The sequence below is a fragment of the Blastococcus sp. TF02-8 genome (assembly GCF_003319175.1).
In the GTDB taxonomy this organism is placed as follows: domain Bacteria; phylum Actinomycetota; class Actinomycetes; order Mycobacteriales; family Geodermatophilaceae; genus Blastococcus.
In genome coordinates, this window is sequence record NZ_QOHK01000015.1 from 1 (window position 1) to 24,786 (window position 24,786).

At 74.1% G+C, this 24,786-nt stretch carries 19 protein-coding genes; 5 read left to right on the plus strand and 14 right to left on the minus strand.

The annotated features are described in order from the left end of the window. Positions 1-122 precede the first annotated feature (122 nt). Entirely contained in the window at positions 123-431 is a 309-nt protein-coding gene (locus tag DQ237_RS18880; protein ID WP_113801695.1) for a putative quinol monooxygenase, read from the minus strand. 83 nt (positions 432-514) lie between these two features. Here DQ237_RS18880 and DQ237_RS18885 point away from each other — a divergent pair, with 83 nt between their 5' ends. Beyond that, positions 515-1,918 carry an NADP oxidoreductase gene (locus DQ237_RS18885; protein ID WP_113801696.1) on the plus strand — a complete coding sequence of 468 codons (1,404 nt, stop codon included), beginning with the start codon at positions 515-517 and terminating at the stop codon, positions 1,916-1,918. Here the strand turns inward: DQ237_RS18885 and DQ237_RS18890 are convergent. The 6 genes from DQ237_RS18890 to DQ237_RS18915 form a co-directional block, all read right to left on the minus strand. After that, a complete protein-coding gene (locus DQ237_RS18890; protein ID WP_113801697.1) occupies positions 1,915-3,021 on the minus strand; it encodes an inositol monophosphatase family protein in 1,107 nt (368 codons plus the stop codon). The two genes, DQ237_RS18885 and DQ237_RS18890, sit on opposite strands and share 4 nt — an antisense overlap. Then, complete coding sequence (gene ppc / locus DQ237_RS18895; protein WP_113801698.1) at positions 3,014-5,821, minus strand: phosphoenolpyruvate carboxylase; 2,808 nt, start codon at positions 5,819-5,821, stop codon at positions 3,014-3,016. Before ppc ends, DQ237_RS18890 begins: the two co-directional genes overlap by 8 nt. A gap of 51 nt (positions 5,822-5,872) precedes the next feature. After that, the gene (locus DQ237_RS18900; protein ID WP_113801699.1) at positions 5,873-6,736 is read right to left on the minus strand and encodes a tetratricopeptide repeat protein; all 864 of its coding nucleotides are present in this window, start codon (positions 6,734-6,736) and stop codon (positions 5,873-5,875) included. Positions 6,737-6,852: 116 nt separating this feature from the next. Then, complete coding sequence (locus tag DQ237_RS18905) at positions 6,853-7,833, minus strand: TIGR03557 family F420-dependent LLM class oxidoreductase (RefSeq protein ID WP_113801700.1); 981 nt, start codon at positions 7,831-7,833, stop codon at positions 6,853-6,855. Positions 7,834-7,870: 37 nt separating this feature from the next. After that, positions 7,871-9,058, minus strand: coding sequence for an ABC transporter permease (locus tag DQ237_RS18910; protein WP_113801701.1), 1,188 nt, complete (start codon positions 9,056-9,058; stop codon positions 7,871-7,873). Beyond that, positions 9,055-9,969 carry an ABC transporter ATP-binding protein gene (locus DQ237_RS18915; RefSeq protein WP_113801702.1) on the minus strand — a complete coding sequence of 305 codons (915 nt, stop codon included), beginning with the start codon at positions 9,967-9,969 and terminating at the stop codon, positions 9,055-9,057. The genes DQ237_RS18910 and DQ237_RS18915 overlap by 4 nt, the downstream gene beginning before the upstream one ends. Before the next feature lie 88 nt (positions 9,970-10,057). Here DQ237_RS18915 and DQ237_RS18920 point away from each other — a divergent pair, with 88 nt between their 5' ends. After that, positions 10,058-10,726 (plus strand): UdgX family uracil-DNA binding protein, encoded by a 669-nt coding sequence (locus DQ237_RS18920; RefSeq protein WP_113801703.1) that lies wholly within the window; start codon positions 10,058-10,060, stop codon positions 10,724-10,726. Between the two features lie 21 nt (positions 10,727-10,747). Here DQ237_RS18920 and DQ237_RS18925 read toward each other — a convergent pair whose 3' ends face one another. The 5 genes from DQ237_RS18925 to pdxH all read right to left on the minus strand — a co-directional run bounded on the left by DQ237_RS18925 (position 10,748) and on the right by pdxH (position 16,024). After that, entirely contained in the window at positions 10,748-12,958 is a 2,211-nt protein-coding gene (locus DQ237_RS18925; RefSeq protein WP_113801704.1) for a hypothetical protein, read from the minus strand. Beyond that, on the minus strand, positions 12,958-13,620 hold the full coding sequence (locus tag DQ237_RS18930) for an ABC transporter ATP-binding protein (protein ID WP_113801705.1): 663 nt from the start codon (positions 13,618-13,620) through the stop codon (positions 12,958-12,960). The genes DQ237_RS18925 and DQ237_RS18930 overlap by 1 nt, the downstream gene beginning before the upstream one ends. Further along, positions 13,526-13,942 carry a peptidase inhibitor family I36 protein gene (locus tag DQ237_RS20665; RefSeq protein ID WP_113801706.1) on the minus strand — a complete coding sequence of 139 codons (417 nt, stop codon included), beginning with the start codon at positions 13,940-13,942 and terminating at the stop codon, positions 13,526-13,528. The genes DQ237_RS18930 and DQ237_RS20665 overlap by 95 nt, the downstream gene beginning before the upstream one ends. Positions 13,943-14,033: 91 nt before the next feature. Continuing rightward, the gene (locus tag DQ237_RS18940; RefSeq protein ID WP_205730294.1) at positions 14,034-15,374 is read right to left on the minus strand and encodes an MFS transporter; all 1,341 of its coding nucleotides are present in this window, start codon (positions 15,372-15,374) and stop codon (positions 14,034-14,036) included. After that, on the minus strand, positions 15,371-16,024 hold the full coding sequence (gene pdxH / locus DQ237_RS18945) for a pyridoxamine 5'-phosphate oxidase (RefSeq protein ID WP_240619751.1): 654 nt from the start codon (positions 16,022-16,024) through the stop codon (positions 15,371-15,373). The genes DQ237_RS18940 and pdxH overlap by 4 nt, the downstream gene beginning before the upstream one ends. A gap of 125 nt (positions 16,025-16,149) precedes the next feature. On the opposite strand from pdxH, the gene DQ237_RS18950 reads away from it, so the two are divergent. The 3 genes from DQ237_RS18950 (at position 16,150) to DQ237_RS18960 (ending at position 21,216) form a co-directional block, all read left to right on the plus strand. After that, positions 16,150-17,274, plus strand: a complete 1,125-nt coding sequence (locus DQ237_RS18950; protein ID WP_113801707.1) for a citrate synthase 2 — start codon at positions 16,150-16,152, stop codon at positions 17,272-17,274. A gap of 106 nt (positions 17,275-17,380) precedes the next feature. After that, entirely contained in the window at positions 17,381-18,493 is a 1,113-nt protein-coding gene (gene serC, locus DQ237_RS18955; protein ID WP_113801708.1) for a phosphoserine transaminase, read from the plus strand. 59 nt (positions 18,494-18,552) lie between these two features. Continuing rightward, a complete protein-coding gene (locus tag DQ237_RS18960) occupies positions 18,553-21,216 on the plus strand; it encodes an ATP-binding protein (RefSeq protein WP_240619752.1) in 2,664 nt (887 codons plus the stop codon). Positions 21,217-21,222: 6 nt separating this feature from the next. Here the strand turns inward: DQ237_RS18960 and DQ237_RS18965 are convergent, their stop codons facing one another. After that, positions 21,223-22,701 carry a circularly permuted type 2 ATP-grasp protein gene (locus tag DQ237_RS18965; RefSeq protein WP_113801709.1) on the minus strand — a complete coding sequence of 493 codons (1,479 nt, stop codon included), beginning with the start codon at positions 22,699-22,701 and terminating at the stop codon, positions 21,223-21,225. After that, entirely contained in the window at positions 22,698-24,611 is a 1,914-nt protein-coding gene (locus DQ237_RS18970; RefSeq protein WP_113801710.1) for a prolyl oligopeptidase family serine peptidase, read from the minus strand. Before DQ237_RS18970 ends, DQ237_RS18965 begins: the two co-directional genes overlap by 4 nt. Positions 24,612-24,786: the final 175 nt, after the last annotated feature.

The following is a 24,786-nucleotide window of genomic DNA, read 5'->3' on the forward strand; positions in this document are numbered from 1 at the left end:
AGCGTGAGCCATAGAGACCTCCGGTCGGGAGTGGGGACGTCAGACATCGCCACTCCTTCCGGAGGTCTCCTTCGTGATCAAGCCACCACGCCGACTGTCAACAACGTCCGTAGTCACGACAGCTAGAGCGCGCCCTTGTCCGGGTCACCGGCCGGCACGGCCTCCAGGTAGCGGACGTCGAGCGGGGCGGCCAGCTTGTCGCCGATCGCGGCACCCAGGTTCGTCAGCGCCTCGGCCTTGCCGTGCACCCGCAGCGCCTCGACGCTCTCCCACCGCTCGATCATCACGAAGAAGCCCTCGCCCTCGTGCAGCGCGTACTTCTCGCAGCCCGACTCGGCGTGGACCTGCGGAACGGCGGCCAGCACGGCCTCGCGGACGGCGTCGACCGCGTCCGGCCGGGGGGTGATGGTGGCGACGACGACGACGGACACGGGGCCTCCTGGGGCGAGGGGAACGGGAACGACCCGGACGCCAGCCCTGGTGGAGTGGCCCCGGCCGGGTCAGGATGCCAGTCGTGGCCGACGACGCAGCTGCTCCCCCGTCCCCGTCGGCCGACCATCCCCTGCGGGTGGCCGTCGTCGGCGCCGGCCCCGCGGGGATCTTCACCGCCGACGCGCTCACCCGGCAGCAGGACGTCCCCGTCGCCGTCGACCTGATCGACCGGCTGCCCACCCCTTTCGGTCTCGTCCGGCACGGGATCGCGCCCGACCACCCCCGGATGCGGGCCATCCGCGACACCCTGCACCGCAGCCTCGACCACCCGCTGGTCCGGTTCGTGGGCAACGTCGAGGTGGGCACCGACATCACCCTCGACGAGCTGCGCCGGCACGTCGACGCCGTCGTCTACACCTACGGCGCGGCACTGGACCGGCACCTGGGCATCGACGGGGAGGACCTGCCCGGGAGCCTGGCCGCCACCGAGCTGGTCTCCTGGTACTGCGGGCACCCCGACGCCGACCGGGCCACGGTGGAGTCGGCGCTGCGCCGCGCCCGGTCGGTCGTGGTGATCGGCGTCGGCAACGTGGCCCTGGACGTGGGCCGCGTCCTGGCCCGCACCGCCGAGGAGCTCGAGCCCACCGACATGCCCCAGCACGTGCTCGACGCGCTCGCCGCGGCGCCGGTCGAGGAGGTCACCGTGCTCGGTCGCCGCGGCCCCGCGCAGGCCACCTTCACCACCCAGGAGCTGCGGGAGCTCGGCGAGCTGGCCCGGGCCACCGTGCTGGTCGACCCGGCCGAGCTGGAGCTGGACCCGGCCACCGCCGAGCGCGTCGCGGCCGACCGCGCGGTCGCCCGCAACCTCGCCGTCCTGAAGGAGTGGTCGCAGCACCGCCCGGAACCGGGGCACGTGCCGCTGCGGCTGCGCTTCTTCCGCCGGCCGGTGCGGCTGATCGGCGAGGACCGGGTCACCGCGATCGAGGTGGAGCGCACCGCCGTCGACGACGAGGGTCGCGCGGTGGGCACCGGCGAGCTGGAGGTGCTCCCCGCCGACCTGGTCGTGCGGTCGGTCGGGTACCTCGGCACCCCGCTGCCGGGGCTGCCGGTGGACGAGCGGTCCGGGACCGTGCGGCACGAGGACGGCCGGGTGCTGCGCGACGGGCGCCCCTCGCCCGGCGAGTACGTGGCCGGCTGGATCAAGCGCGGGCCCAGCGGCGTCGTCGGGCACAACAAGCACGACGCGCGGGAGACCGTGGCCGGTCTGCTCGCCGATGCCGCGGACGGGACGCTGCGGGTGCGCGGTCCGGTGGACGACCTGGTGCACACGCTGCAGGCCCGCGGAGCGGAGCCGGTGCTGCTGGAGGACTGGCGGGCCATCGACGCCGCGGAGCAGGCCCTGGGCGCCACCCGGGGGCGGGCCCGCACCACGATGCACGAACGCGAGGCCCTGCTCGCCGCGGTGCGGGCGGCCGCCGCCCGCTAGCCGACGGCCGCGATCAGTGCTGTCGCCTCCTCGGAGGACGACGCGGCCACGAAACGGATCAGCCGCTCGGTGTCCGGCTCCAGCCGCAGCGGCCGGCCGTCGGCGTCCAGCGCCGCGCCACCGGCGGCGAGCAGCACGGCGAGCCCCCCGGCGACGTCGTGCACGTGCGTACCGCTCCGGTCCAGGTCGTGCCAGGCCGCGGCCGCACCGTCGGCGACGAGGCACAGGTCGACCGCGGTGCAGCCGGTGACCCGCACCCGCCGCGCCGTGGAGGGGACGTTAACCGTCCTCCCCGACGGGCCGCTGGGCACGACGACGGTGCTGCCGGGCCGCGGCGCGATCGGCACGCCGTCGCGCTGGGCCCCGATGCCGTTGATACCGGTCCACCGCCGGCCGGAGGCGAGGTCGGCGACCAGACCGGCGACCGGCACCCCCTCGCGCACCAGCGCCGCGGAGAACGCCCACGGCGGGAGACCGGCGGAGAAGTTGCCGGTGCCGTCGAGCGGGTCGAGCACGATCCAGGGCTCGCCGTCGCGCACGGGGCGGTCGGAGCTCTCCTCGCTCAACACCGGCACACCGAGGCCGCCGAGCACGGCGACGGCGGCGGCGTGCGCCGCCTCGTCGGCGGCCAGCGCCGGGCTGCCGTCGTCCTTGGTCCGCTCCTCCCCGCTGTCCCGGGCCAGGCCGACGGCGATCTCGACCCGGCTGGCGGCGATCGCGGCGAGGTGCCGGAAGCGGTCGGCCAGGGAGCAGCCCTCCCCCGGCCCGCTCACCGCGCGCCAGCGGTCGGTGCTGCCGTGCCGGACCCGCTCGCAGCCCCAGCCCGCGGCCAGCGCCCGGACGGCCGGGTGCTCCAGCGGGACACCGGAGCGCCGCAGCACCACGGCCTCGGCGAACCCGTCGGCGTGCCACTGCCGGCGGACCAGTGCGGCCTGCCCCTCGCCCAGCAGGACGCGCAGCCGCGGGTCGTGCACGGCCGGCGCCAGCGCCTCGGGGGGCATCCCCAGGGTGAGCGCCGCGGCGCGCACGTCGGCTCCGCTGACCGCCACCCGCAGCTCGAGGTCCGGCTCAGGCCGCCGGCGCAGGAACCAGCGCTCAGCCACTGTTGCGCAGTGCGGTCGCGATGCCGTTGATGGTCAGCTGGATGTTGCGGCCGGTCAGCTCGTCGTCCTCCCCGCCGCGGCGCCGCCGCAGCATCTCCACCTGCAGGTGGTGCAGCGGTTCCAGGTAGGGGAACCGGTTCCGGATCGACCGGGCGAGCGACGGGTTGTCCGCCAGCAGGTGGTCGTCGCCGGTGACCGCGAGCGCCATCCGGCAGGTCCGCTCGTGCTCGGCGGTGATCCGGTCGAAGACGCGAGCCCGGAGCTCCTCGTCCGGCACGAGCTCGGCGTACCGCGCGGCCAGCTCGAGGTCGGTCTTGGCCAGCACCATGCCCATGTTCGACAGCACCGTGCGGAAGAAGGGCCAGCGCCGGTGCAGGTCACGCAGCCGCTCCAGCCGTTCGTCGGAGCCGCCCACCCACTCCTCCAGCGCCGTGCCCGTGCCGTACCAGCCGGGCAGCATGATCCGGGTCTGCGACCAGCTGAACACCCACGGGATCGCCCGGAGGTCGGCGATCGAGTCACCCTTCTTGCGCGAGGGCGGCCGGCTGCCGATGTTCAGCTCGGCCAGCTCCCCGATGGGGGTCGCGGCGCGGAACCACTCGACGAAGCCCGGCGTCTCGTGCACCAGCTCCCGGTAGGCCTGCTGCGCGCGCCCGGCGAGGTCGTCGAGCAGGGCGTAGGCCTCGTCGGCGTCCTCGCCCAGCCCCTCGACGTCGAGCAGCGTCGACTCCAGCGTCGCGGCGACCAGCGCCTCCAGGTTGCGCCGGGCGAGGTCGGGGTCGGCGTACTTGGCCGCGATGACCTCACCCTGCTCGGTGATCCGGAGCGCGCCGGCCACCGCACCCGGCGGCTGCGCCCGGATGGCGTCGTAGCTGGGGCCACCGCCCCGGCCCACGGTGCCGCCGCGGCCGTGGAAGAGCCGGAGGCGCACGCCCTCGCGGCGGGCGAGCTCCACGAGGTCGAGCTCGGCCCGGTACAGCGCCCAGTTCGCGGCGAGGTAGCCGCCGTCCTTGTTGCTGTCGGAGTAGCCGAGCATGACCTCCTGCACGTCGCCGCGGTTGCCCAGCAGCGCCCGGTACAGGGGCTGGGCGAGCACTGCGCCGAGCGTGGTGGCGGCCGCCTTCAGGTCGCCGATCGTCTCGAACAGCGGCGAGATGCCGACCGGGCAGGTCGGCCCGCTCTCGCCGGCCGGGTCGAGCAGCCCGACCTCCTTGAGCAGGACGGCGACCTCCAGGACGTCGCTCACCGACTCGCACATGCTGATCACGTAGTTCGGGATCGTCCGGGGCCCGAGCAGCGCCACCTGCCCTGCGGCGGCGACCAGGACGTCGAGCTCCTTGCGGGTCTCCTCCGAGAGATCCGCGTCGGGCCGGACCAGCGGACGGCGCAGCGTGAGCTCCCCGGCCAGCAGCTCGACCCGGGCCGCCTCGTCCAGGGACGCGTAGTCCTCGCACACCCCGGCCCACGACAGCAGCTCGGCGACCACCTGCTCGTGCACCGAGGAGTTCTGCCGCAGATCCAGCCCGCAGAGGTGGAAGCCGAAGACCTCCACGGCCTCGCGCAGCCGCAGCAGGCGGTCGTCGGCCAGCGAGCCCGCCCCGTGGCTGCGCAGCGACGCATCGATGACGTCGAGATCGGCGCGCAGCTCGTCGGGGTCGCCGTACGCGGGCAGGTTCGCACCCGGCTCGTCGTCGCCGGGCACCGAGCCGAGCACCCGCTGCGCGGTGGCCGCCAGGCGGGCGGAGATGCCGATCAGCGCCCGGCGGTAGGGCTCGTCGGCGCGGAAGGGCGAGTCGTCGCGAGAGGCGTCGGCGAGCGCGTAGAGCTGCGGCGTCGGCGTGACGAGCCGGTCGGACATGGAGAGCTCGCTGCGCAGCTCGGCCAGCTCGGCGAGGTGGTGGGTCAGGGCGGTCTCGGCCTGACGGGTGGTCGCCCGGCGCACCGCCTCGGCGGTGACGAACGGGTTGCCGTCGCGGTCCCCGCCGATCCAGGAGCCGGGCAGCAGCATCGGCCGCCGCAGCAGTCCCGCACCCGGCCAGCGCTCCTCCATCGCGCGACGGAGCTCGGCGTTGATCGCCGGGACGACGTCGAACAGCGACAGCTCGTAGTAGCGCAGCGCCTCGTCGATCTCGTCCTGCAGGCGCAGCCGGGACAGCCGCAGCAGCGCGGTCTGCCAGAGGGTGAGCACCGAGCGCCACAGCTTCGCCGACCACTCCTCGTCGACGTCCCCCTCGACCGCCCGGTCCCGCTGCCGGATCAGCTCGGTCACCTGGCGCTGCACCTGGAAGACCGTCTTCCGGCGCACCTCCGTCGGGTGCGCGGTGACCACCGGGCAGACCAGCGCGCCGGCGAGCTCACGGGCCACCTCGTCGGCCGGCAGGTCCTGCTCGTCGAGCAGCGCGAAGGTGGCGGCCAGGCTCCCCTGCTGCGGCGGGGATCCCGCGCGGCGGTGGTGCCGGCGACGCCGCTCGTGGTGGATGTCCTCGGCCAGGTTGGCCAGCAGGGAGAAGTGGCTGAACGCCCGGATCACGTGGTTGGCCTCGCGGACGTCGAGTCCGGCCAGCCGCCGCGCCAGGTCGAGCCGGTCGACCTCCGAGCGCCGGACCCGGAACGCCTCCACGCGGGTCGCCTCGACCAGGTCCAGGACGTCGGCGCCGGCCTGCTCTCCGATCACCTCGCCGAGGACGCGCCCCAGCAGTCGGATGTCCTCGCGCAGGGGAAGCTCGTCGGCGCGCTCGTCGGGCGGTTCCCCGCCGGCGTGGTGACGGAGGTCGGCGACGTCCACGGTGGCTTCGGACACGCACCGAGTATCGGGGACGCAGGTGACGGGCTCATGTCGTGAGCCCGCGGACTACTGGCCGCGCTCGAGTTCCTTGAGGCACTGGGCGGCCAGCGCGTCACCGGACTCCGCGCCCAACCGGAACTGCTCGACGGCGCCCTCGAGGTCTCCGCGGTCGGCCAGGAGGACCCCGAGGTTCTGGTGGCAGTAGGAGTCACCCGCGGCGATCCCGCTGCGGTAGGCCTCCTCGGCCGCCTCCTCGTCGCCGAGCTCCTCGCGGTACAGGTTGCCCAGCGGCAGCCAGGCGACCTGCTCGCCCAGCTTCGCACCGCGCTCGAGCACCGAGCGGGCCTCCACCGAGCGGCCGGTCTCGCGCAGCAGGTGGGCGAGGTCCGCCCGGGCGGCCGGGAAGTGGTGCTGTCCGGCGCCCAGGTCGGCCTCCAGCGCGGGGTCCAGGGTGGAGCACCAGCGCCAGCAGGCGACGACGGCCTTGGCCTCCTCGTCACCGGCGGCGGCGAACTCCTCGGCGACCGCCATGGCCTGCTCCCGCTCCCCCTGCTCGCGGAGCAGGAAGGCCAGCTGGAGGCCGCCCTCCAGGTCGCCGGCCGCGGCCGCGCCGCGGTAGGCGCGCATCGCGCCCGCGAGGTCGCCCAGGTCCTCGAGCACCAGGCCCAGGTTCCGCCAGGCGTCGGCCTCGCCACCGCGCAGCGCGATCTCGTAGGCGTCGACCGCCTCCTCCCACCGGTTCTGCGCGGCGAGGGAGTTGCCGAGGTTGAACGCGGCGACGGTGTCGCCCAGGTCGAAGGCCCGGCGGAAGCACGCCTCGGCGTCCGCCTGCCGGCCGGCGTCGGCCAGGTCGCAGCCGAGGTCGATCAGCGCGTCGGCGTCGTCGGAGGCATGCAGCCGCCGCAAGCGCGCGTCGAGGTCCTCGGTCATGCCGACGATGATCGCGGCGCGGAGGGCCGATCCGCGCCCCCCGGCGGCCGTACCTCACCCCAAGGGATCGCCCTGGGGCCGATCGGTCACCCGATCAGTCGTCCCAGGGCGTCGGATCAGCTCCCGAACGCCTCCCGCCAGGCCGGCATCAGCTCGTTCCGGGCCCACTCCAGGTAGGGCTCCTGCTGGTCCCCGCCGATCTGCACGAGGGCCAGGTGGGTGAAGCCGGCGTCGGCGAACTCCCTGGCGCCCTCGATGACCGCCTCCACGTCGGAACCGCACGGGATCGAGCTCGCGACGTCGTCCGGGGTGACGAACTGCGCGGCGGCGTCGAAGGCGCTCGGTCCGGGCAGCTCGGCGTTGACCTTCCAGCCGAAGCCGAACCAGCGGAAGAGCGAGTGCGCCCGCTGCACCGCGGCGTCCTTGTCCGTGCCGAAGCTGATCGGCATCTGCCCGACCCGGGGCTTGCCCGCGCCGCCGGCGGCGTCGAAGTACTCGCCCAGCTCCGGCTTCGGCTCGACGGCGATCATCACGTCGCCGAGCTCACCGGCGATCGCGCAGGACTGCTTGCCCGAGACCGCGATGCCGATGGGCACCCGCTTGTCGGGCAGGTCCCAGAGCTTGGCCGACTCGACGTCGAAGTGCTCGCCGCGGAAGTTCGTGTAGCCCTCGCCGTCGAAGAGGTCGCGGATGATCTGGATCGCCTCGACGAACATCTCGTGCCGCACGTCGGCCGCCGGCCACCCGCCGCCGACCACGTGCTCGTTGAGGTTCTCGCCTGCGCCCAGGCCGAGGGTGAACCGTCCCTCGGAGAGGATCTGCAGCGTGGCGGCCTGCTGGGCGACGACCGCGGGGTGGTAGCGGAAGGTCGGGCAGGTCACGTAGGTCATGAAGGGGATGCGGCTGGTCGCCTGCGCGGCGGCGCCGAGGGTGACCCAGGCGTTGGGCGAGTGGCCCATCTCGTCCAGCCACGGGAAGTAGTGGTCGCTGCTGACCGCGAAGTCGAAGCCGACCTCCTCGGCCCCCACCACGTGCCGGACCAGGTCCTTGGGCCCGGCCTGCTCGGTCATCATCGTGTAGCCCAGCTGCATCGCCATGCCGCCGCGCTACCCGGGTCGACCGGGAGCCAACCCGTCAGGCGCGCTCGGCCGCCAGCGCCTCGCGCAGCTTCGTCCGGCCCCCGGTACGCAGCAGCGCCCCGGCGTAGACCCGTCCACCCAGCCGCACGACCAGCGCGATCGCGACCAGCATGAGGACGACCGCGAGCGCGGTCTCCCACAGCGCGACGTCACCGGCTGCCTGGCGGACCGGCATGACCAGCGGCGAGAGCCCCGGGACCAGCGAGGTGATCCGCGCCAGCGTGCCGCCGGGATCGCCGGCGGCCTGGATCCCGACGACGTAGGACGCGACGAGCACGAGGGTCGTGGGCATCAGCACCGTGCCGAGGTCCTCCTGGCGGCTGACCAGCGAGGCGCCGACGGCGAAGATCGACGCGTACAGCGCGTAGCCCAGGACGAACCAGGCGACGACGGCGATCGCGGTGCCGACGACCTCCCCCGGCACGTCCACCAGGCCGAAGCCCACCGCCCCGCCGACCCCGACCACGGCGATGACCACGATCTGCCCGAGACCGAGCAGGCCGAGGCCCAGGATCTTCCCGGCCAGCAGCTGCCAGGGCTTCATCGTGGCCAGCAGCAGCTCCACCACGCGGCTGGACTTCTCCTCCACCACGCCCTGGGCGACGAACTGGCCGAACAGGATCAGCAGGCCGTACAGCATGCTGACGCCCAGGATGGCGGCGCCGATCCGCTGGTCGTCCTGCTCGGCGTCGGGGTCCAGCGCCCGCACCCCCACCTCGGGCAGGTCCAGGTCGGCCACCCCGGCCTCCGCGAGCCGGTCGGCGAGCGCCAGCTGCCCGACCGCCCCCTGCACGATCGCCTGCAGCGGCCCCCCGGCCGACTCCTCGACCAGCAGCTCGGGCTCGGCGCCGTCGGCCAGCAGCACGCCGTCGACGTCGTCGTCCTCGAGCGCGGCCCGGGCGGCGGCCTCGTCGTCGAGCGGCACCACGGTGACGTCGACGTCCAGGGCATCGCCCTGCTGCCCGAGGGCCTGCTCCAGTCCGGCGCCGCCGCCGACCAGCCCGATCCGGCTCTCGTCGTCCCCACCGCTGATCGCGATCTGGAAGCCCAGGGCCCCCAGCAGGATCACGATGATCACGATCGAGCTGATGACGAAGTTCTTGTCCCGGATCCGGGTGGCGATCTCCCGCGCGGCCACCAGCCGGACCAGGGACGCACTGCTCAGCGTGCTCTGTCCGCTCACGCCGCCACCTCCTGCGTGGTCGGGACGGCGACCGCCTCGCGGAACAGTTCCACGAGCGTCGGTTGCTGCCAGGCGAAGTGGGTGACCCGGCCGGTGCGCAGCGCCGCGGCGAGCACCGCCTGGTCGTCGGTGCCGTCGGTCAGCTCGAGCACCGTGTCGCCCGCCCGCTCGGAGACGACGCGGACGCCGCCCAGCTGCGCGGCCCAGTCGGGCGCGGCATCGGGCACCACGACCCGCAGCAGCCGGCCGGCCTCGCGGCGGCGCAGCTCCTCGACGGTGCCGGTGGCGACCATGCGGCCCCGGGCGAGGATCCCGACCGAGTCGCACAGCCGCTCGACCAGCTCGAGCTGGTGGCTGGAGAAGACGACCGGGACCCCGGCGCGCGCCTGGTCGAGCAGCGCCTCGGCGAGGGAGTCGACGCCGAGCGGGTCCAGCCCGGAGAAGGGCTCGTCGAGGATCAGCACCTCGGGCCGGCTCACCAGTGCGGCGGCCAGCTGCACGCGCTGCTGGTTGCCGAGGGAGAGCTTCTCGACGGCGTCGTTCCGGCGCTCGGCCAGCCCCAGACGCTCGACCCACTCCGCGGCGGCCGTCGCGGCGGCGCGACCGTCCATGCCGTGCAGGCGGCCGAAGTAGGTGATCTGGTCGCCGACCTTCATCTTCGGGTAGAGCCCGCGCTCCTCCGGCATGTAGCCGATGCGCCTGCGGCCGTCCTGGTCGAGAGCGCGGCCCTGCCAGCGCACCTCGCCCCCGTCCGGCCGGACCAGCCCCATCGCGATCCGCATCGTCGTCGTCTTGCCGGCGCCGTTGGAGCCGCAGAAGCCGAACATCGAACCGGGCCGGACGGCGAAGCTCACGCCGTCGAGCACCTGGTTCGCGCCGAAGCTCTTGCGGAGCCCGTCGAACTCGAGCACCCGTCCTCCTGCCGTCGTCCCTGCTGCCTCCCGACCGTATCGGTCGGTACGCCTCGCGCCGGGAGGCGACCTGCGGTGTCATCGGCCCATGAGCGAGCGCAACGGCGTGGCCGAGCCACCTCCCGGTGTCGGGCTCGAGGGGCTGCGCGCCGCGGCGGCCGGGTGCCGCGCGTGCGAGCTGTGGCAGGACACCACGCAGACCGTGTTCGGCGACGGTACGGGGACCGCGCGGGTGGTGTTCGTCGGCGAGCAGCCCGGCGACCAGGAGGACCGGAAGGGCGAGCCGTTCGTGGGGCCGGCCGGTCGGCTGCTGGACAAGGCGCTGGCAGAGGCGGGGATCGAGCGGCGGGACAGCTACATCACCAACTCGGTCAAGCACTTCTCGCACACCGTGAAGGGCAAGCGGCGCATCCACCAGACGCCCCGGCCCGAGCACCTGCGCGCCTGCCGCCCGTGGCTGGACGCCGAGCTCACGATCCTGCAGCCCGAGGTCGTGGTGGCCCTGGGTGCGACGGCGGCCAAGTCGCTGATCTCGCCGTCGTTCCGGATCACCCAGGACCACGGCCGGCTGATGCCGTGGACGCCTCCGGGAGCGCCCGCGCCCACCGAGGACGACGACGAGGACGCCGCCCACCAGACCTGGATCCTCGCGACCACGCACCCGTCGGCGATCCTGCGCACCCCCGAGGAGGCGCGCGACGCTGCTTACGCCGCGCTGGTCGCCGACCTGACGGTGGTCGCGCACGCCCTGGCATGAGTCGGGGCCGACCGGAGCCGGTCACGCACGCCGCAGGTCCTGGAGATCTAGTCGCGACCGGGTGGAACCGGCTGAGAGGAGTGCGCAGCCGGCGACGAGGGCCGCGGACGCGACGGCGAGCACCGGCGTGAGCGCCAGCGCATCCGCCGGCGACCGAGCGGAGCCGAAGGCCATCAGCGTGGTGACCGCGAGGAGGACAGGTGTCGCCACCGCGATGGCGATGCCGAGCTGGACTGCTGTCTGCACGCTCTCCGCCCGGCGGAGCAGGCGGGCGGGGGCACCCATCGCGATCACGGGGGCGTTCTGCTGCCGCCGGGCCGAGGCGCGGTCGGCGAGCACGACGGCGAGGTTGGCGACGAGCAGGCCCCCGACGGCGGTCAGTGACAGGACGACGAGACCACGCAGGGCGTCGGGCGACCACCCGACGGCGGTGTCCAGTCCACCCTGGGTGGGACTGGCCGGGTAGCGCGCCGACGCGATCTGCAGGATGCGGTCGCGGGTCGCCTCCGACGGCTGGAAATCGACGTGGACGTTCACCGTCCCCGCCACGGCGGCGCCGACGTCATCCAGGGACGTCATGATCACGTCCGGCACTGACGAGGTGACGACCGAACGCGACTCGACGGCCAGGACGGTGGGTGCCGGTTCGGCGCCGAGGACGACATCACCGTCGGCGGAGAGGAGCTCGACGGCACCCGCAGCGCCGGCCCGACCGTCGGAGGTGACGTACACGGTGCCGTCGGCGCAGGGGCGGTCCAGCTCGAACTGCTCTTCGAGGTCTCGACACGTGGTGACGGTTCCGAAATAGCTGACACCGGCGGTGTCCTCCACCGGGCGGGCTGCCACGGTCGCGTACTGGTAGGCCCGGGTGACCCCTGGCACGTCCCGGAACTCCTGCACGGCTGCGTCGTCGGCGTCCGCGGCCAGGACGTCGTACCCGCGTTCGCCGGCGGTCTCGACGGCGGCCTGACCGACCAGGAACGTGAGACTTCCCAGGCTGGCCCCGAGAGCGATGTACACGACGGTGAGACCCGCGGCCAAGCGGCGGAGCGTCTGCCCGCCGGTGCCGAGCCGGCGCAGCGCCACGAGCAGCACCGGAGACGTCACCCGACCGGCGCGGGCCGCGACCGCGGCGGTGACCGCCGACGTGACGCCGATGGTCCCCGCGATGCTGATCAGCAGTCCGACCCCGAGGACGGCCAGTGCCACCGGGCCCCGTGGCAGCAGGCCGAACGCCCCGAGCGCCATGACGCCCAGACCGGCCGCCAGCGTGGGACCTCCCAGCCGCGCGGCGTGCCCGCCGAGGAGCAGGCGGCGGAAGGCCACCGGGCGCCGTCGGGCATTCCGCCCACCGAGCACCGCGACGACGACTGTGAACGCCGCGACGAAGGCGGCGACCGCGATCTGCGCGACGACCGGGAGACGGGCGTCGCCCGGATACCACGAGACGCCGGCCAGCCCGGCCACGTGCGGCTGCAACACGGCATAGACGGCGAGCCCGAACAGGCAGCCGAGAACGGCGGACGTGGCCGACTCCACGGCTGTCACCACCGCAGCTCGAGGCCCGCTGACCCCCAGCTGCCGCAAGGCGGCGGTGCGCTGATCGCGGACGTGGGACTGGAGCCGTGTCGCAGCCGCGATGAGCCCGCCGAGGGGCAGCAGGAGCAGCGCGGCGACCACGATCGGTACGACGGTGACGGAGTCGCCGTCGATGTCGGCCCTGTCGCCGAAACTGGCGACCTGCAGATCGGGCCGGTCGAGAGCGGGCAGCGCCACATAGGCGAACAGCTCGTCCGGGGCGACCAGGCCGGGCTCACCGATGACTCCGGCGACGTCCGAGGGGAACCGATCTGCCACGGCCGGTTCCTCCGCGATCAGCTCCTGGAGAGCCGGTGACACGAGCACCGATCCCGGGGCCGGCCAGGAATTGACCCCGGGTGGGGTCGGTGCCCCCGGTGTGGCGCGCACCGCCACACGCGAGATCGGGATGGTCCGGAATGCGTCCGCCGCTTCCGTCATCACCAGGGACGGTCGCGCGGTGACGTCGCCCTGGATCGGCGCACGCATGGCGGCCCGATCCGCCTGCACGACGGCCACCTGGACCGCGGCCACGCAGGCGACGATGAAGAAGAGACCGAGGCCGCACGTGACGGCGAGGAGCAGCATCCGCTGCAGACCCCGGCGGCCGAGCCGGAAGACGAGAGCCAGCCCCAGCCGGACGACGGGGAGCATCAGACGAGCTGCCCGTCGGCGATCGTCAGGATGCGGTCGCACGCCGCAGCGATCTGCCGGTCGTGGGTCACCAGCAGCACTGCCGCCCCCTGCGCCCGCGCCACGTCGAAGAGCAGCTCCACGACCCGCTCGGAGTTCTTGTCGTCGAGCGCCCCGGTCGGCTCGTCCGCGAACACGACGGCGGGTTCGTGCACCACTGCGCGGGCGATGGCGGCCCGCTGCAACTCACCTCCCGAGACCGAGCCCGATTGCTTGGCCGCCAGGTGGGCGATACCCACCTGGTCGAGGGCTGCCATGGCCCGTTCCCGCGCCGGACGCTTGCGAGTACCGGTCAGCCGCAAGGCCAGCTCGACGTTCTCGACGAGCGTCAGTTCGGGGATCAGATCCCCGAACTGGAACACCAAGCCGAAGTTCCGCAGCCTGAAGTCGGCTCGGCGGCTCTCCGACAGTTCGTCGTAGCCAACCCCACGGCAGGTGAGTGCTCCGGAATCGGGTGCGACCAGCCCGGCGGCCACGTGGAGCAGCGTGGACTTCCCCGCTCCGGAGCGTCCGCAGATGGCGACCACCTCACGGGACTCGACGGAGAAGGTCGCCTCCCGCACCGTCCACTCCTCGCCGTAGCGGAAGCTGACATCGCTCGCCTGCAGCTGTGCTGTGGTCATCGCTCGCCGTCTCGATCCGAACCGGGGTGCAGGACCGGCCGTCGTGAAGGTGGGACCGACCCGCCGGGGGCGATGCACACCTTCGTGCCCGTGTAGTCGTCGTTGTCGTAGGTGCCGAGCGTCTTGTTCGTCGCGTTCTTCGCCGAGCTGATCTCGTCGTCGCCGTCCAGCCGTTGATGTCGAACGCGTTGCTCGTGATGCTCCCGTCGCGGTGGTTGACGTACTGGCTGCCCGTGTAGCTGTAGTCCTCCCACATGCACACGTAGCCGGAGCTGCAGGTGGTCGCGGCGTTCGCGGACGGGACCACGAACAAGAGGAGCATTCCGAACAGTGCGCTGATGATGCCGAACCGGACGCGCGTGGCGGAACTTTCTCGTTTCGTTGCTGTGCCCGTGCGGCCACACGTCTTCCGGTCAGAGACCCTCGAGGTCTTCCGACGATCGCGACGCCCGGAACAGCCAGAACGAGGGCACCAGCAGCGCGACGGCGACCATCGCCAGCACCACCACGATGCCGCCGGAGACCATCGCCGCAGTCACGCCCGCCGCGCTGGCCAGCGCGCCGGCGCGCAGGTCACCCAGCCGCGGCCCCCCCGCGACGACGACGATGAACACGCCCTGCATCCGGCCGCGCATCTCGTCGGGCGCGGCCAGCTGCAGCATCGAGGACCTCAGCACCGCGCTCACCATGTCGCCCGCGCCCGCGATCGCGAGGAACAACACCGCCACCCACAAGGAGCTCGCCAGCCCGAAGCCGATCGTGGCCACGCCCCACACCACGATCGCGCCGAGCACCGCCGCGCCCTGCCGGTCGATCCGCGACACCCAGCCCGACGTCAGCCCCATGACGAGCGCGCCGATCGAGACCCCGGCGAACAGCCAGCCCAGCGCGTTCGGCGAACCGGCGAACCGGGTGTCCTGCAGCTCGGGGAAGACGGCGTTCGGCCAGGCGAAGAGCATCGCGATGATGTCGACGACGAAGGTCATCAGCAGCACCGGCTGGGTGCGGAGGAACGCGAACCCCTCCCCCACGCCCCGCACCGCGGCGCCGAGCTTCAGGGTGGCCACCCGCCCACCCGGCGGGAGCGACGGCAGGCCGCGCAGGAGCAGCGCGGCCACGAGGAATCCGAGCGCGTCGATCACGTAGGTGAGGAAGAGCTCGCCCTGACCGATCAGCACACCGGCCAGCAGCGGCCCGGCGATCACCCCGGCCTGCCGCACGGTCATGGCCAGCGCGTTCGCGGCAGGTACCAGCTCGGCGCCGACCAGCGCCGGGATCGACGCGCTGCGCGCCGGCTGGTTGACCGCCGAGAAGCCGGAGACGAAGGCGGTCAGCACCCAGAGCATCGCCAGGTTGCCCCCGCCGGGCAGCAGCGCCTGGACGGCGAGCAGCGCGCTCGTGACGGCGGCGCCCGTCGAGGTGATCAGCATGAGCTTCCGCCGGTCCATGACATCGGCGATCGCGCCGCCGAGCAGGCCGAACACGATCAGCGGCACCAGGGCGACGACCGACGTGATGCCGACGTAGAGGGAGCGCCCGGTCAGCTCGTAGACCTGGAACGGGACGGCGACCAGCGTCATCTGCTGGCCGATCATCGTCGTCGCGACCCCACCGAAGAGCCGGCGGTAGGCGGGTACCTGGAGCGGGGTGGTGTCCAGCGCCAGCCCGCGACGCCTGCGCGCGGGCTCGGGAACCGGCTCCTCGACCCCGCGCCCCGCCTCCCCTGCGTCGACCGGTTCGATCGGGTCCTTCACGGGGCGAGCCGCTGGACGATCCAGCCCCCCTCGACGTCATCGCGCACGAAACGCAGCCGGTCGTGCAGCCGGTCACCGCCGCCCTGCCAGAACTCCACCCGCTCCGGGACGACGCGGTAGCCACCCCACGCGGTCGGCCGGGGCAGCTTCCCCTCCGGCGTCTGCTCGTCGAGCAGCCGCACCCGCTGGACCAGCTCCTCCCGGGAGTCGACGACGGTCGACTGCACCGACGCCGCCGCGGCCAGCTGGGCACCGCGCGGACGCGGGTCCCAGAGGTCGTCGGAGGCGGCGTCGCCGATCCGCTCCACCCGGCCGGCCAGCCGCACCTGCCGCTGCATCGGGTGCCAGGGGAAGACCAGCGCCGCGCGGGGGTTGACCGCGAGCTGCGCGCCCTTGGCCGAGGCGTAGCTGGTGCCGAAGACGATCCCCGAGGCGTCGTACCCCTTCATCAGCACGATGCGGGCGTCCGGCGCACCGTCGGCATCCGCGGTCGCCACGACGACGGCGTTCGGCTCGGGGACCTCCGCCGCCACGGCGTCGCCGAACCAGCGGTCGAACTGTTCCAGCCAGGTGGGGGCGAGGTCCTCCTCCCCGAAGCGTCCGGCGTCGTAGTCGCGGCGCATCCGGGCGAGGTCCGGCAGGTCAGGCACACGACCATGCTGACACCGCCGCACGCCCCGCGTGTGCCGGGGAGGCGGTGACGGCCTAGGGTCGGCAGGCAATCGCGCGCCCTCCGAGGGGTGCGCGTGGTCCAGCGCGACGAGGAGCATGCGAGATGGCCGACGACTTCGTACCCGGCCTGGAAGGCGTCATCGCCTTCGAGACGGAGATCGCCGAACCCGACAAGGACGGCGGTTCCCTGCGCTACCGCGGGGTCGACATCGAGGACCTGGTCGGCAAGGTCACCTTCGGCAACGTGTGGGCCCTGCTGGTGGACGGCAAGTTCGGCCCGGGCCTGCCGCCGGCCGAGCCGTTCCCCATCCCCGTGCACAGCGGCGACGTGCGCGTCGACGTCCAGGCCGCCCTGGCCATGCTGGCCCCCTTCTGGGGCTACCGCCCGCTGCTGGACATCACCACCGAGGAGGCCCGCGACCAGCTGGCCCGGGCCGCGGTGATGGCGCTGTCCTACGTCGCCCAGTCCGCCCGCGGCATCGGCACCCCCGCCGTTCCGCAGAAGCGGGTCGACGAGGCCGCCACGATCGTCGAGCGCTTCATGGTCCGCTGGCGCGGCGAGCCCGACCCCCGCCACGTCGCCGCCGTCGACGCCTACTGGACCTCGGCCGCCGAGCACGGCATGAACGCCTCCACCTTCACCGCCCGCGTGATCGCCTCCACCGGCGCCGACGTGGCCGCGGCCCTCTCCGGCGCGATCGGCGCGATGTCCGGCCCGCTGCACGGCGGCGCCCCCTCCCGCGTGCTGCACATGCTCGACGAGGTCGAGAAGACCGGCGACGCCGAGAAGTACGTGAAGGACCTCCTCGACCGCAAGGAGCGGTTGATGGGCTTCGGGCACCGCGTCTACCGCGCCGAGGACCCGCGCGCCCGCGTGCTGCGCCGCTCGGCCGAGGAGCTCGGTGCCCCCCGCTTCGAGGCTGCCCGCGCCCTGGAGCAGGCCGCGCTCAAGGAGCTGCGCGAGCGGCGTCCCGACCGCCCGGTCGAGACCAACGTCGAGTTCTGGGCGGCCATCGTCCTCGACTTCGCCGAGGTCCCGAGCCACATGTTCACCTCGATGTTCACCTGCGCCCGCACCGCCGGCTGGTGCGCGCACATCCTCGAGCAGAAGGAGACCGGCCGCCTCGTGCGCCCGTCGGCCCGCTACGTCGGCCCCGACTCCCGCAAGCCCGAGGACGTCGAGGGCTGGGACACCATCAAGACGAAGGCCACGACGCAGCCGGCCTGACGCCGGCACCGATGACGACGGCCCGGATCCCCTGCGACCCGGGCCGTCGCCGTCCGCCCGTCCCGCACCGTCGATCACCGCACCGATCCTGGAAGGCAATCCCCGGATGAGCATCACGATCCCCGCCGAGCTCCTGCCCGCCGACGGCCGGTTCGGGTGCGGCCCGTCCAAGGTGCGCCCCGAGGCGCTGCAGGCCCTGGCCGGCGACGGTGCGGCGGTCATGGGCACCTCCCACCGTCAGGCCCCGGTGAAGAACCTCGTCCGCCAGGTCCGCGAGGGGCTGACCCAGCTGTTCGACCTCCCCGACGGCTACGAGGTGGTGCTGGGCAACGGAGGCACGACCGCCTTCTGGGACGCCGCGCTCGTCGGTCTGATCCGCGATCGGGCAGCGTTCGGCACCTACGGCGAGTTCTCCGCCAAGTTCGCCTCCGGCGCCAAGGACGCCCCCTTCCTCGGCGACCCGGTGGTCGTGAAGGCCGAACCGGGCTCGCTGGCACTGCCCACCGCCACCGAAGGCGTGGACGCCTACGCGTGGGCGCACAACGAGACCTCCACCGGCGTGATGGCGCCGGTCGTCCGGCCGGCCGGCACCGACGACGCCCTGGTCCTCATCGATGCCACCTCCGGCGCCGGCGGTCTCCCGGTCGACGTCTCCCAGACCGACGTCTACTACTTCGCCCCGCAGAAGTCCTTCGCCGCCGACGGTGGTCTGTGGATCGCGCTCATGTCGGCCGAGGCGCAGCAGCGCATCGCCGAGATCAAGGCGACCGACCGCTGGATCCCCGGCTTCCTGGACCTGTCCATCGCGCTGGACAACTCCACCAAGGACCAGACCTACAACACCCCGGCCGTGGCGACGCTCTTCCTGCTGGCCGACCAGATCCAGTGGATGCTCGGCCTCGGCGGCCTCTCCGGCGCCGTCGGCCGCAGCCGCGAGTCCTCGAACCGGCTCTACGGCTGGGCGGAGAAGTCGGAGTACGCGACGCCGTTCGTCGCCGAGCCCGACCACCGCAGCCTGGTGGTGGGCACCATCGACTTCGCCGACTCGGTGGACGCCGCCGCGCTGGCGAAGACCCTGCGCGCCAACGGCATCGTCGACGTCGAGCCCTACCGCAAGCTCGGTCGCAACCAGCTGCGCGTCGGCATGTTCCCCGCCGTCGACCCCGACGACGTCAGCGCGCTGACCGCCTGCATCGACCACGTGGTCGAGCGCCTGTAACGGGCGGCCCTGCCAGGCGCAGGGGACTCGTGACGTCGGTGGTGCGGTAGGAGGTGAGCGTGGCGGTCGGTGATCCGACGGGTCCTCTCGGCGGTGACCTGTTCGCCGCCGGAGGTGAGGCGGGCCGCATCATGGCCTCCCTCGACTGGGCGACCACACCGGTCGGCCCCGTGGAGAGCTGGCCGGCCAGCCTCCGGCACGCCGTCCGCACGGTGCTGGTCTCCCGGTTCCCCATGGTGCTCACCTGGGGCCCGGAGTTCATCCAGTTCTACAACGACGCCTACGCGCCGCTGATCGGCGCGAAGCACCCCGCCATCGGCGAGGACATCCGGCAGACCCTGGCCGAGGGCTGGGACGCGCTCGGGCCGCCGATCGCGCACGCCATGGAGACCCTGGAGGCCTCCTGGTTGCCCGGGTTGCTGCTCCTGCTCGAGCGGGCCGGCTACCGCGAGGAGACCTACTTCACCGTCTCCCACGCGCCCGCCTTCGGGGACGACGGCCGGGTCGCGGGCATGCACGCCGTCTGCACCGAGGTGACCGGCGAGCTGCTCGCATCGCGCCGTCAGCAGCTGCTGCACGACCTGGCCAGGGTCGGCGCCCAGCTCGGCGACGAACGGGAGACGGTCGGCGCGATGTGCGCGGCCCTCGGCGGGGACGCCCTGGACGTCCCCTTCGCCGCGGTCTACCTCTCCACCGAGTCCGGTGGGTACGCGCGGGTGGCGACGACGGGCGTGGACGCCGGCCTGCTGCCCGACCGGCTGAGCGGCGGGCAGCCCACGCTGCCCGACATCCCCTCCCTCGGCGTCACCGGTGGGCCGTGGGGCGACCCGGTCACCGACGCCGCCGTCCTTCCCCTGCGGACCAGCCGGGACGCCGAGCCGGTCGGGCTGCTGGTCGCCGGCCGATCCCCGAACCGGGCCCTGGACGCCGAGTACTCCGCGTTCCACGAGCTGCTGGCCGGCCAGTTCGCCGGTGCGGTGGCCAACATCCGGGCGTTCGAGACCGAGCGGCTGCGCGCGGAGTCGCTCGCCGAGCTCGACCGGGCCAAGACGACCTTCTTCTCCGACGTGAGCCACGAGCTGCGCACGCCGCTGACCCTCCTGCTCGGCCCGATCGGCGACGTCCTCGACGACACCGACCATCCGCTGCCCGACGACGTGCGCGAGCAGCTGGACCTCGCGATGCGCAACGGGCGCCGGTTGCAGCGCCTGGTCAACGACCTGCTCGACTTCGCCAGCATCGAGGCGGGGCGCGTGACGCCGGTCCGCGTGCGCACCGACGTCGCGACCTTCACCGCAGAGCTGGCCGGCATCTTCCGCTCCGCCGCCGAGCGCGCCGGCCTGCGGCTGACCGTCGACTGCCCGCCACTGGACCGGCCCGCCTACGTCGACCCCCGCATGTGGGAGAAGGTCGTCGTCAACCTGCTGGCCAACGCCGTGAAGTACACCTTCGTCGGCGGGATCGACGTGATCCTGCGCGGCGGTGACGACGGGTTCACCCTCGCCGTCGCCGACACCGGCGTCGGGATCGTGGCCGAGGAGCTGCCCCAGCTGTTCCAGCGCTTCCACCGGGTCACCGGGTCGGCCGCCCGTACCCGCGAGGGGTCCGGGATCGGCCTGGCGATGGTGCAGGAGCTTGCCGCACTGCACGGCGGCGCCGTGGCGGTCACCAGCGAGCCGGGACAGGGCAGCACGTTCACGGTCACCCTGCCCTGGGGCCGGCCCGACGCCGAACCCTCGACCCCGACGATCTCGCCGTCGGACGCCGCCCGCGGAGAGGCGGCGAGCTGGGAGGACGACACCACCCGACCCGAGGGCGCGGAGACGGCGACGACCGGCCGGGGGACGGTCCTCGTCGTCGACGACAACGCCGACATGCGCGCCTACCTGGCGAGGCTGCTCGGTCCGCACTGGCGGGTGCGCACCACCGCCAACGGCGAGGAGGCGCTGGCCGCGGTCGCCAAGCACCGGCCGGACCTGGTGCTGACCGACGTGATGATGCCGCGGGTCGACGGGTTCGAGCTGCTCCGGGCCCTCCGCGGCGACCCGGCGACCCGGCAGATCCCGGTCATCATGCTCACCGCCCGCGCCGGTCAGGAGGCGTCGGTGGAGGGGCTGCACGCCGGCGCCGACGACTACCTCGCCAAGCCGTTCCAGGCCGCGGAGCTGCTCGCCCGGGTGCGGATCGCCCTGGACCGCGCCGCCGGCCGCGCCCTGGCCCCCGTCGAGCCGGCGGAGCCGCGCGACACCGCCCCCGCGCCGGTCGTCGCACTGTCCCCGGTGCCCGTCGAGGCCCCGGAGCGCCCGGCTCCCCCGCCGGCCGTCGCCGACGCGGGGCACCGCGCCGCGTGGGAACTCCCGTCGCAGGCGTCGTCGGTCCCGGTGCTGCGCCGTCGGCTGCGGTCGGTGCTGCGCGAGGCCGGGGTGGACGACGACCAGGCCTACGACCTCCTGCTGGCCGCGTGCGAGGCGGCGAGCAACGCGATCGAGCACGCCCAGGACCCGACCGAGCCGGTCATCGAGGTGACCGCGCACGTGGCCGACGATCTCGTGGAGATCACCGTCCGGGACCACGGCCAGTGGCGCGAGCGGGTGCCGAGCATGGACCGGGGGCGCGGCTCGACGCTGATGAGCGCCTTCGCCGATGTCACCGCGACGCCCAGTCCGGAGGGGACGTTGGTGCGCATCAGCTCTCCGCGGCTGCGCAGCCGCCCGGCGGGCTGACCGCGCTCAGCGCAGCAGCCAGGTGTCCTTGCTGCCGCCGCCGGGCACCCCGGGGCGCGCCGGTGCGACACCGGGCGCCACGCGGGTGAGCGCCAGCGGCAGCGCCGTCGTCGTCGCCGGACCCGCGACCGAGAAGACCCGCAGGTCCACCGGCCGGGGCCGCAGTGCGCCCTCGACGAGCGTCGGCGCGGTGGAGGGCTCCAGCGGCTCACGGGCGACGAACCGGTGCGGGGCAGCGCCGATCTCGGCGCCCAGCACCTCCAGCTCGGCCGCGGAGCAGGACCGGCCGTGCACGACCCGGCGGCCGCCGTACCCGGCGACCTCCTCGACGTCGAGCTCGCTCAGTCGGCCGCGGACGGCGGCCCACGCCTCGGGGTCGGCGAGCACCCAGGTGGGCGTGGAGTCCAGCAACGGCTCCTCGCCCAGGTAGAACCGGATCATCGCCGGCACCCAGGCGTAGCCCGCCGCGTCGTCGGCGACCCCGTTGCCGGGCACGTTCGCCAGGCCCAGCCGTCCGGCGCGGACCGCTTCGGTCAGCGCCACGCCGAGCGGCAGGTTCCCCCCGGTCCGGTACGCGCCCAGCGACGCGTCGTCGAACCGCCGGTAGAGGACGTCGATCGGCAGTCGCTCGCCATCGACCAACGCGTCGAGCCCGCCGTCACCGCGCGGGTGCAGGTCACCGGCGCGCACGAGCGGCACGTCGAGGGCCGCGGCGAGCACCTGGTGCTCGAACCACGCCCCGTCGGTCTCCCCCTGGGTGAGCACCGCGATGCGCGGGGTGCCGGGAGCGGAGGGCGGTGCGGCGGCCTGCAGCGCCTCGGTGAGCAGCGGGACGGCCGCAGCCGGTTCGACGACCTGGCGGCCGACGTGGGCGAACAGCTCGGGCGCCGCCGTGCGCGCGCTGTCCCGGTTGGCCAGCGCGTAGCCGATGCCCGAGGGCACCCGCAGGTTGTCCTTGGCCACGATCCAGCGGCCGTCACGCGCGCGGACGACGTCGGTACCCGCGACCGTCACCCGGTGCTGCCCGGGCCAGGCCAGGGCGACGGCGTCGGGATCGCGTCCCGGGCTGTGCGCCACCGCCCACTCGGGCAGGACGCCGGCCCGGACGATCTCGGCGGAGCGCTCGGTGTCCCCACGGCGGCGCCCGCCGGCCCGGTACGCGTCGGCCAGGAAGGCACCGAGCGCGCGGTGCCGCTGGGCCACCCCGGCCGAGAGCGTCGCCCACGTGGTCGCACCGATGAGCCGCGGCACCGGGTCCATCGGTACCGGGTGGAGTTCCTGCCGTCCGTCGACCCACACGGAGGTGGCGACGCCGAGAGCCCGCCGCCGGGCCGCGAGGTCCTCGGCGGCCGCGGTGAGCCCGTCGCGGCCCACCGTCTCCAGGGCGGCCGCCAGCTCCACCCACCCGCTCCGAAGCCGGCCGTCCGGCCCGACGGCCTCGTCGGTGCGGACAGGGGGGTAACCGGCGAAGAGTTCCCCGCTCACAACCAGCGATCGAACCAGGCGGCGAGCCGCTGGCCCAGTTCGACCAGCGCCTCCCGGCCCACGACGGCGTGCCCCTCGCCCGGGAAGAGCAGCAGGTCGCTGCACGCCCCCCGCGCCTGCAGCGCCTGGTGGGCCTGCACCGACTCGGCGACGGGGACGTTGGTGTCACGGTCCCCGTGGGCCAGCAGCACCGGGGCGGAGAGCCGGTCCAGCCCGGTCATCGGGGAGATGGCGGCGAGCATCTCCCGGTCGGTGACCGGGTCGCCGTACTCCGTCACCGAGGCGCCGGCCATCCACGGCTCCGTGCCGGCGAAGAACGTGCGGAGGTCGCTCATGCCGGCCAGCGAGGCACCGGCGGCGAACAGCTCCGGCCAGCGGGTGAGCGCCACGAGCGTGAGGTAGCCGCCGTAGGACCACCCGTGCGCGCCGACCCGGCCGGGCGCGGCGATGCCGGCGGTCACGAGCTCGTCGACCGTGGCCGGCACGTCGGCGAAGGACGCGTCGCGGGCGGCGCCGTCGTCGGCGGTCATGAAGGCACGGCCGAAACCGCCGGAGCCGCGGACGTTCGGTGCGAAGACGGTGAGCCCGGAGGCGACCATCGACTGGGTGATCGGCGACCAGTCCGGTCGGGTGTGCCCCTCGGGCCCGCCGTGGAAGCTGACGACCGTGCGGTTCGGTCCGCTGACGCCGGCCGGCGTGTACAGCCAGCCGGAGAGACGCAGACCGTCCTCGGCGACGTACTCGTGCTGCACCGGCTCGGCGAGCAGCTCGGGATCGGGGCGCTCCGGCGTGCAGGCCAGCGCCGTGGCGGCACCGCCGTCCAGCGGGACCCGCCACAGGCCGCGGGGCGACCGCGGGCCGCTGAGCTCGGCGACCAGCGCGTCCTGCTCGGGCAGCGGAGCCCATCCGGTGAGCACCCGCTCCGGCAGGGGCACGGTGCTCAGCAGGGCACCGTCGGCGAGCCCGTGCAGGGTGAGCTCGCTGACCCCGTCGACGTTCCACAGTGCGAGGACGGTCCCGTCGGGCCGCAGGAGGTAGCCGTCGAGGTCGGCCTCGGGGCGGTACAGGACGACGCGCCCCGGCGAGGGGACGCCGTCGCCGTCCACCGGGACCTCGACCAGCCCCGCGCGGTCGGTGAAGGGAGCGCCGGGCAGCGAGGCGCGGAGGAACACGGCCCGTCCGTCGGCGGAGAACCGACCGTCCTCCGAGGCGATGCCGCCCGGCTGGTCCAGGCGGACCGCCCGGCGCTGCAGGCCGGTGGGCACGTCGATGACGACGACGTGCCGGAAGGCACGGGGGCCGCGACGGGCGAGGACGGTCCGGTGGTCGGGCGAGACGGCGGTGACCGAGAGGAAGCCGCCGGAGGCCAGCGTGCGCAGCTCGCCGGTGACGACGTCGACGAGCACGACGTCGGCGTCCGGCCCGGAGCCGGGCGCGATCGAGCAGGCGTAGTGGTGCGGACCGGCCCAGGCGCCGGCGAAGACGGCGGCCCTCGGGTCCTGCCCGGCGAGCACCCGGTGGCCCGTGCCGTCGGGGCGGGCGGCGTGCAGCTCGGCGCAGATCGAGCCGCCCGGGCTCACGAGGTAGACCAGCCACTCGCCGTCGGGCGACCAGGAGACGGAGATGACCTCCTCCCCCGGTTCCGAGAGCAGCGCGGGGACGCCGGCACCGTCGACGTCGGCGACCTCGAGACGCGGGAGCCCGGAACGGTCGGAGACGTAGGCGACGCGGCGCCCGTCCGGCGAGGACGTCGGGCACCAGGCGCCGGCGGCCCCGGCGATCGCGGTGATGGCCGCACGGACGTGGGCGGGCAGCATCTCGGGCGGGGCGAGCGCCTCGAGGACCGGCGGGAGGCCGGGGGCGAGCCCTGCGGGCACGGCCGTACGCCGGTGGGTCACCGGGCTGGCCATCGCGCCTCCTCGGCTCGGGGGGGTTCGTGCCGCTGCCGAGGGCCCCAGTGTCGGAGGCTCCCGTTGCGGTCGTGTGTCACCCGTGTAATCGGCGCGACAAGCCGCTCACCGCACCCCCCGGGTGAGGGATCCGGACCACAGCCCCGCGCGCGCCACGCCGGGCCGCCTGCGGGCG

Bases quoted from the DNA above. Each gene is read 5' to 3' on its own strand.
- DQ237_RS18970 (WP_113801710.1), bottom strand. From the start codon at position 24,611: ATGGCCAGCCCGGTGACCCACCGGCGTACGGCCGTGCCCGCAGGGCTC.
- DQ237_RS18920 (WP_113801703.1), top strand. From the start codon at position 10,058: ATGAGCGAGCGCAACGGCGTGGCCGAGCCACCTCCCGGTGTCGGGCTC.
- serC (WP_113801708.1), top strand. From the start codon at position 17,381: ATGAGCATCACGATCCCCGCCGAGCTCCTGCCCGCCGACGGCCGGTTC.
- DQ237_RS18950 (WP_113801707.1), top strand. From the start codon at position 16,150: ATGGCCGACGACTTCGTACCCGGCCTGGAAGGCGTCATCGCCTTCGAG.
- DQ237_RS18905 (WP_113801700.1), bottom strand. From the start codon at position 7,833: ATGGCGATGCAGCTGGGCTACACGATGATGACCGAGCAGGCCGGGCCC.
- DQ237_RS18930 (WP_113801705.1), bottom strand. From the start codon at position 13,620: ATGACCACAGCACAGCTGCAGGCGAGCGATGTCAGCTTCCGCTACGGC.
- DQ237_RS18925 (WP_113801704.1), bottom strand. From the start codon at position 12,958: ATGCTCCCCGTCGTCCGGCTGGGGCTGGCTCTCGTCTTCCGGCTCGGC.
- DQ237_RS18900 (WP_113801699.1), bottom strand. From the start codon at position 6,736: ATGACCGAGGACCTCGACGCGCGCTTGCGGCGGCTGCATGCCTCCGAC.
- DQ237_RS20665 (WP_113801706.1), bottom strand. From the start codon at position 13,942: ATGCTCCTCTTGTTCGTGGTCCCGTCCGCGAACGCCGCGACCACCTGC.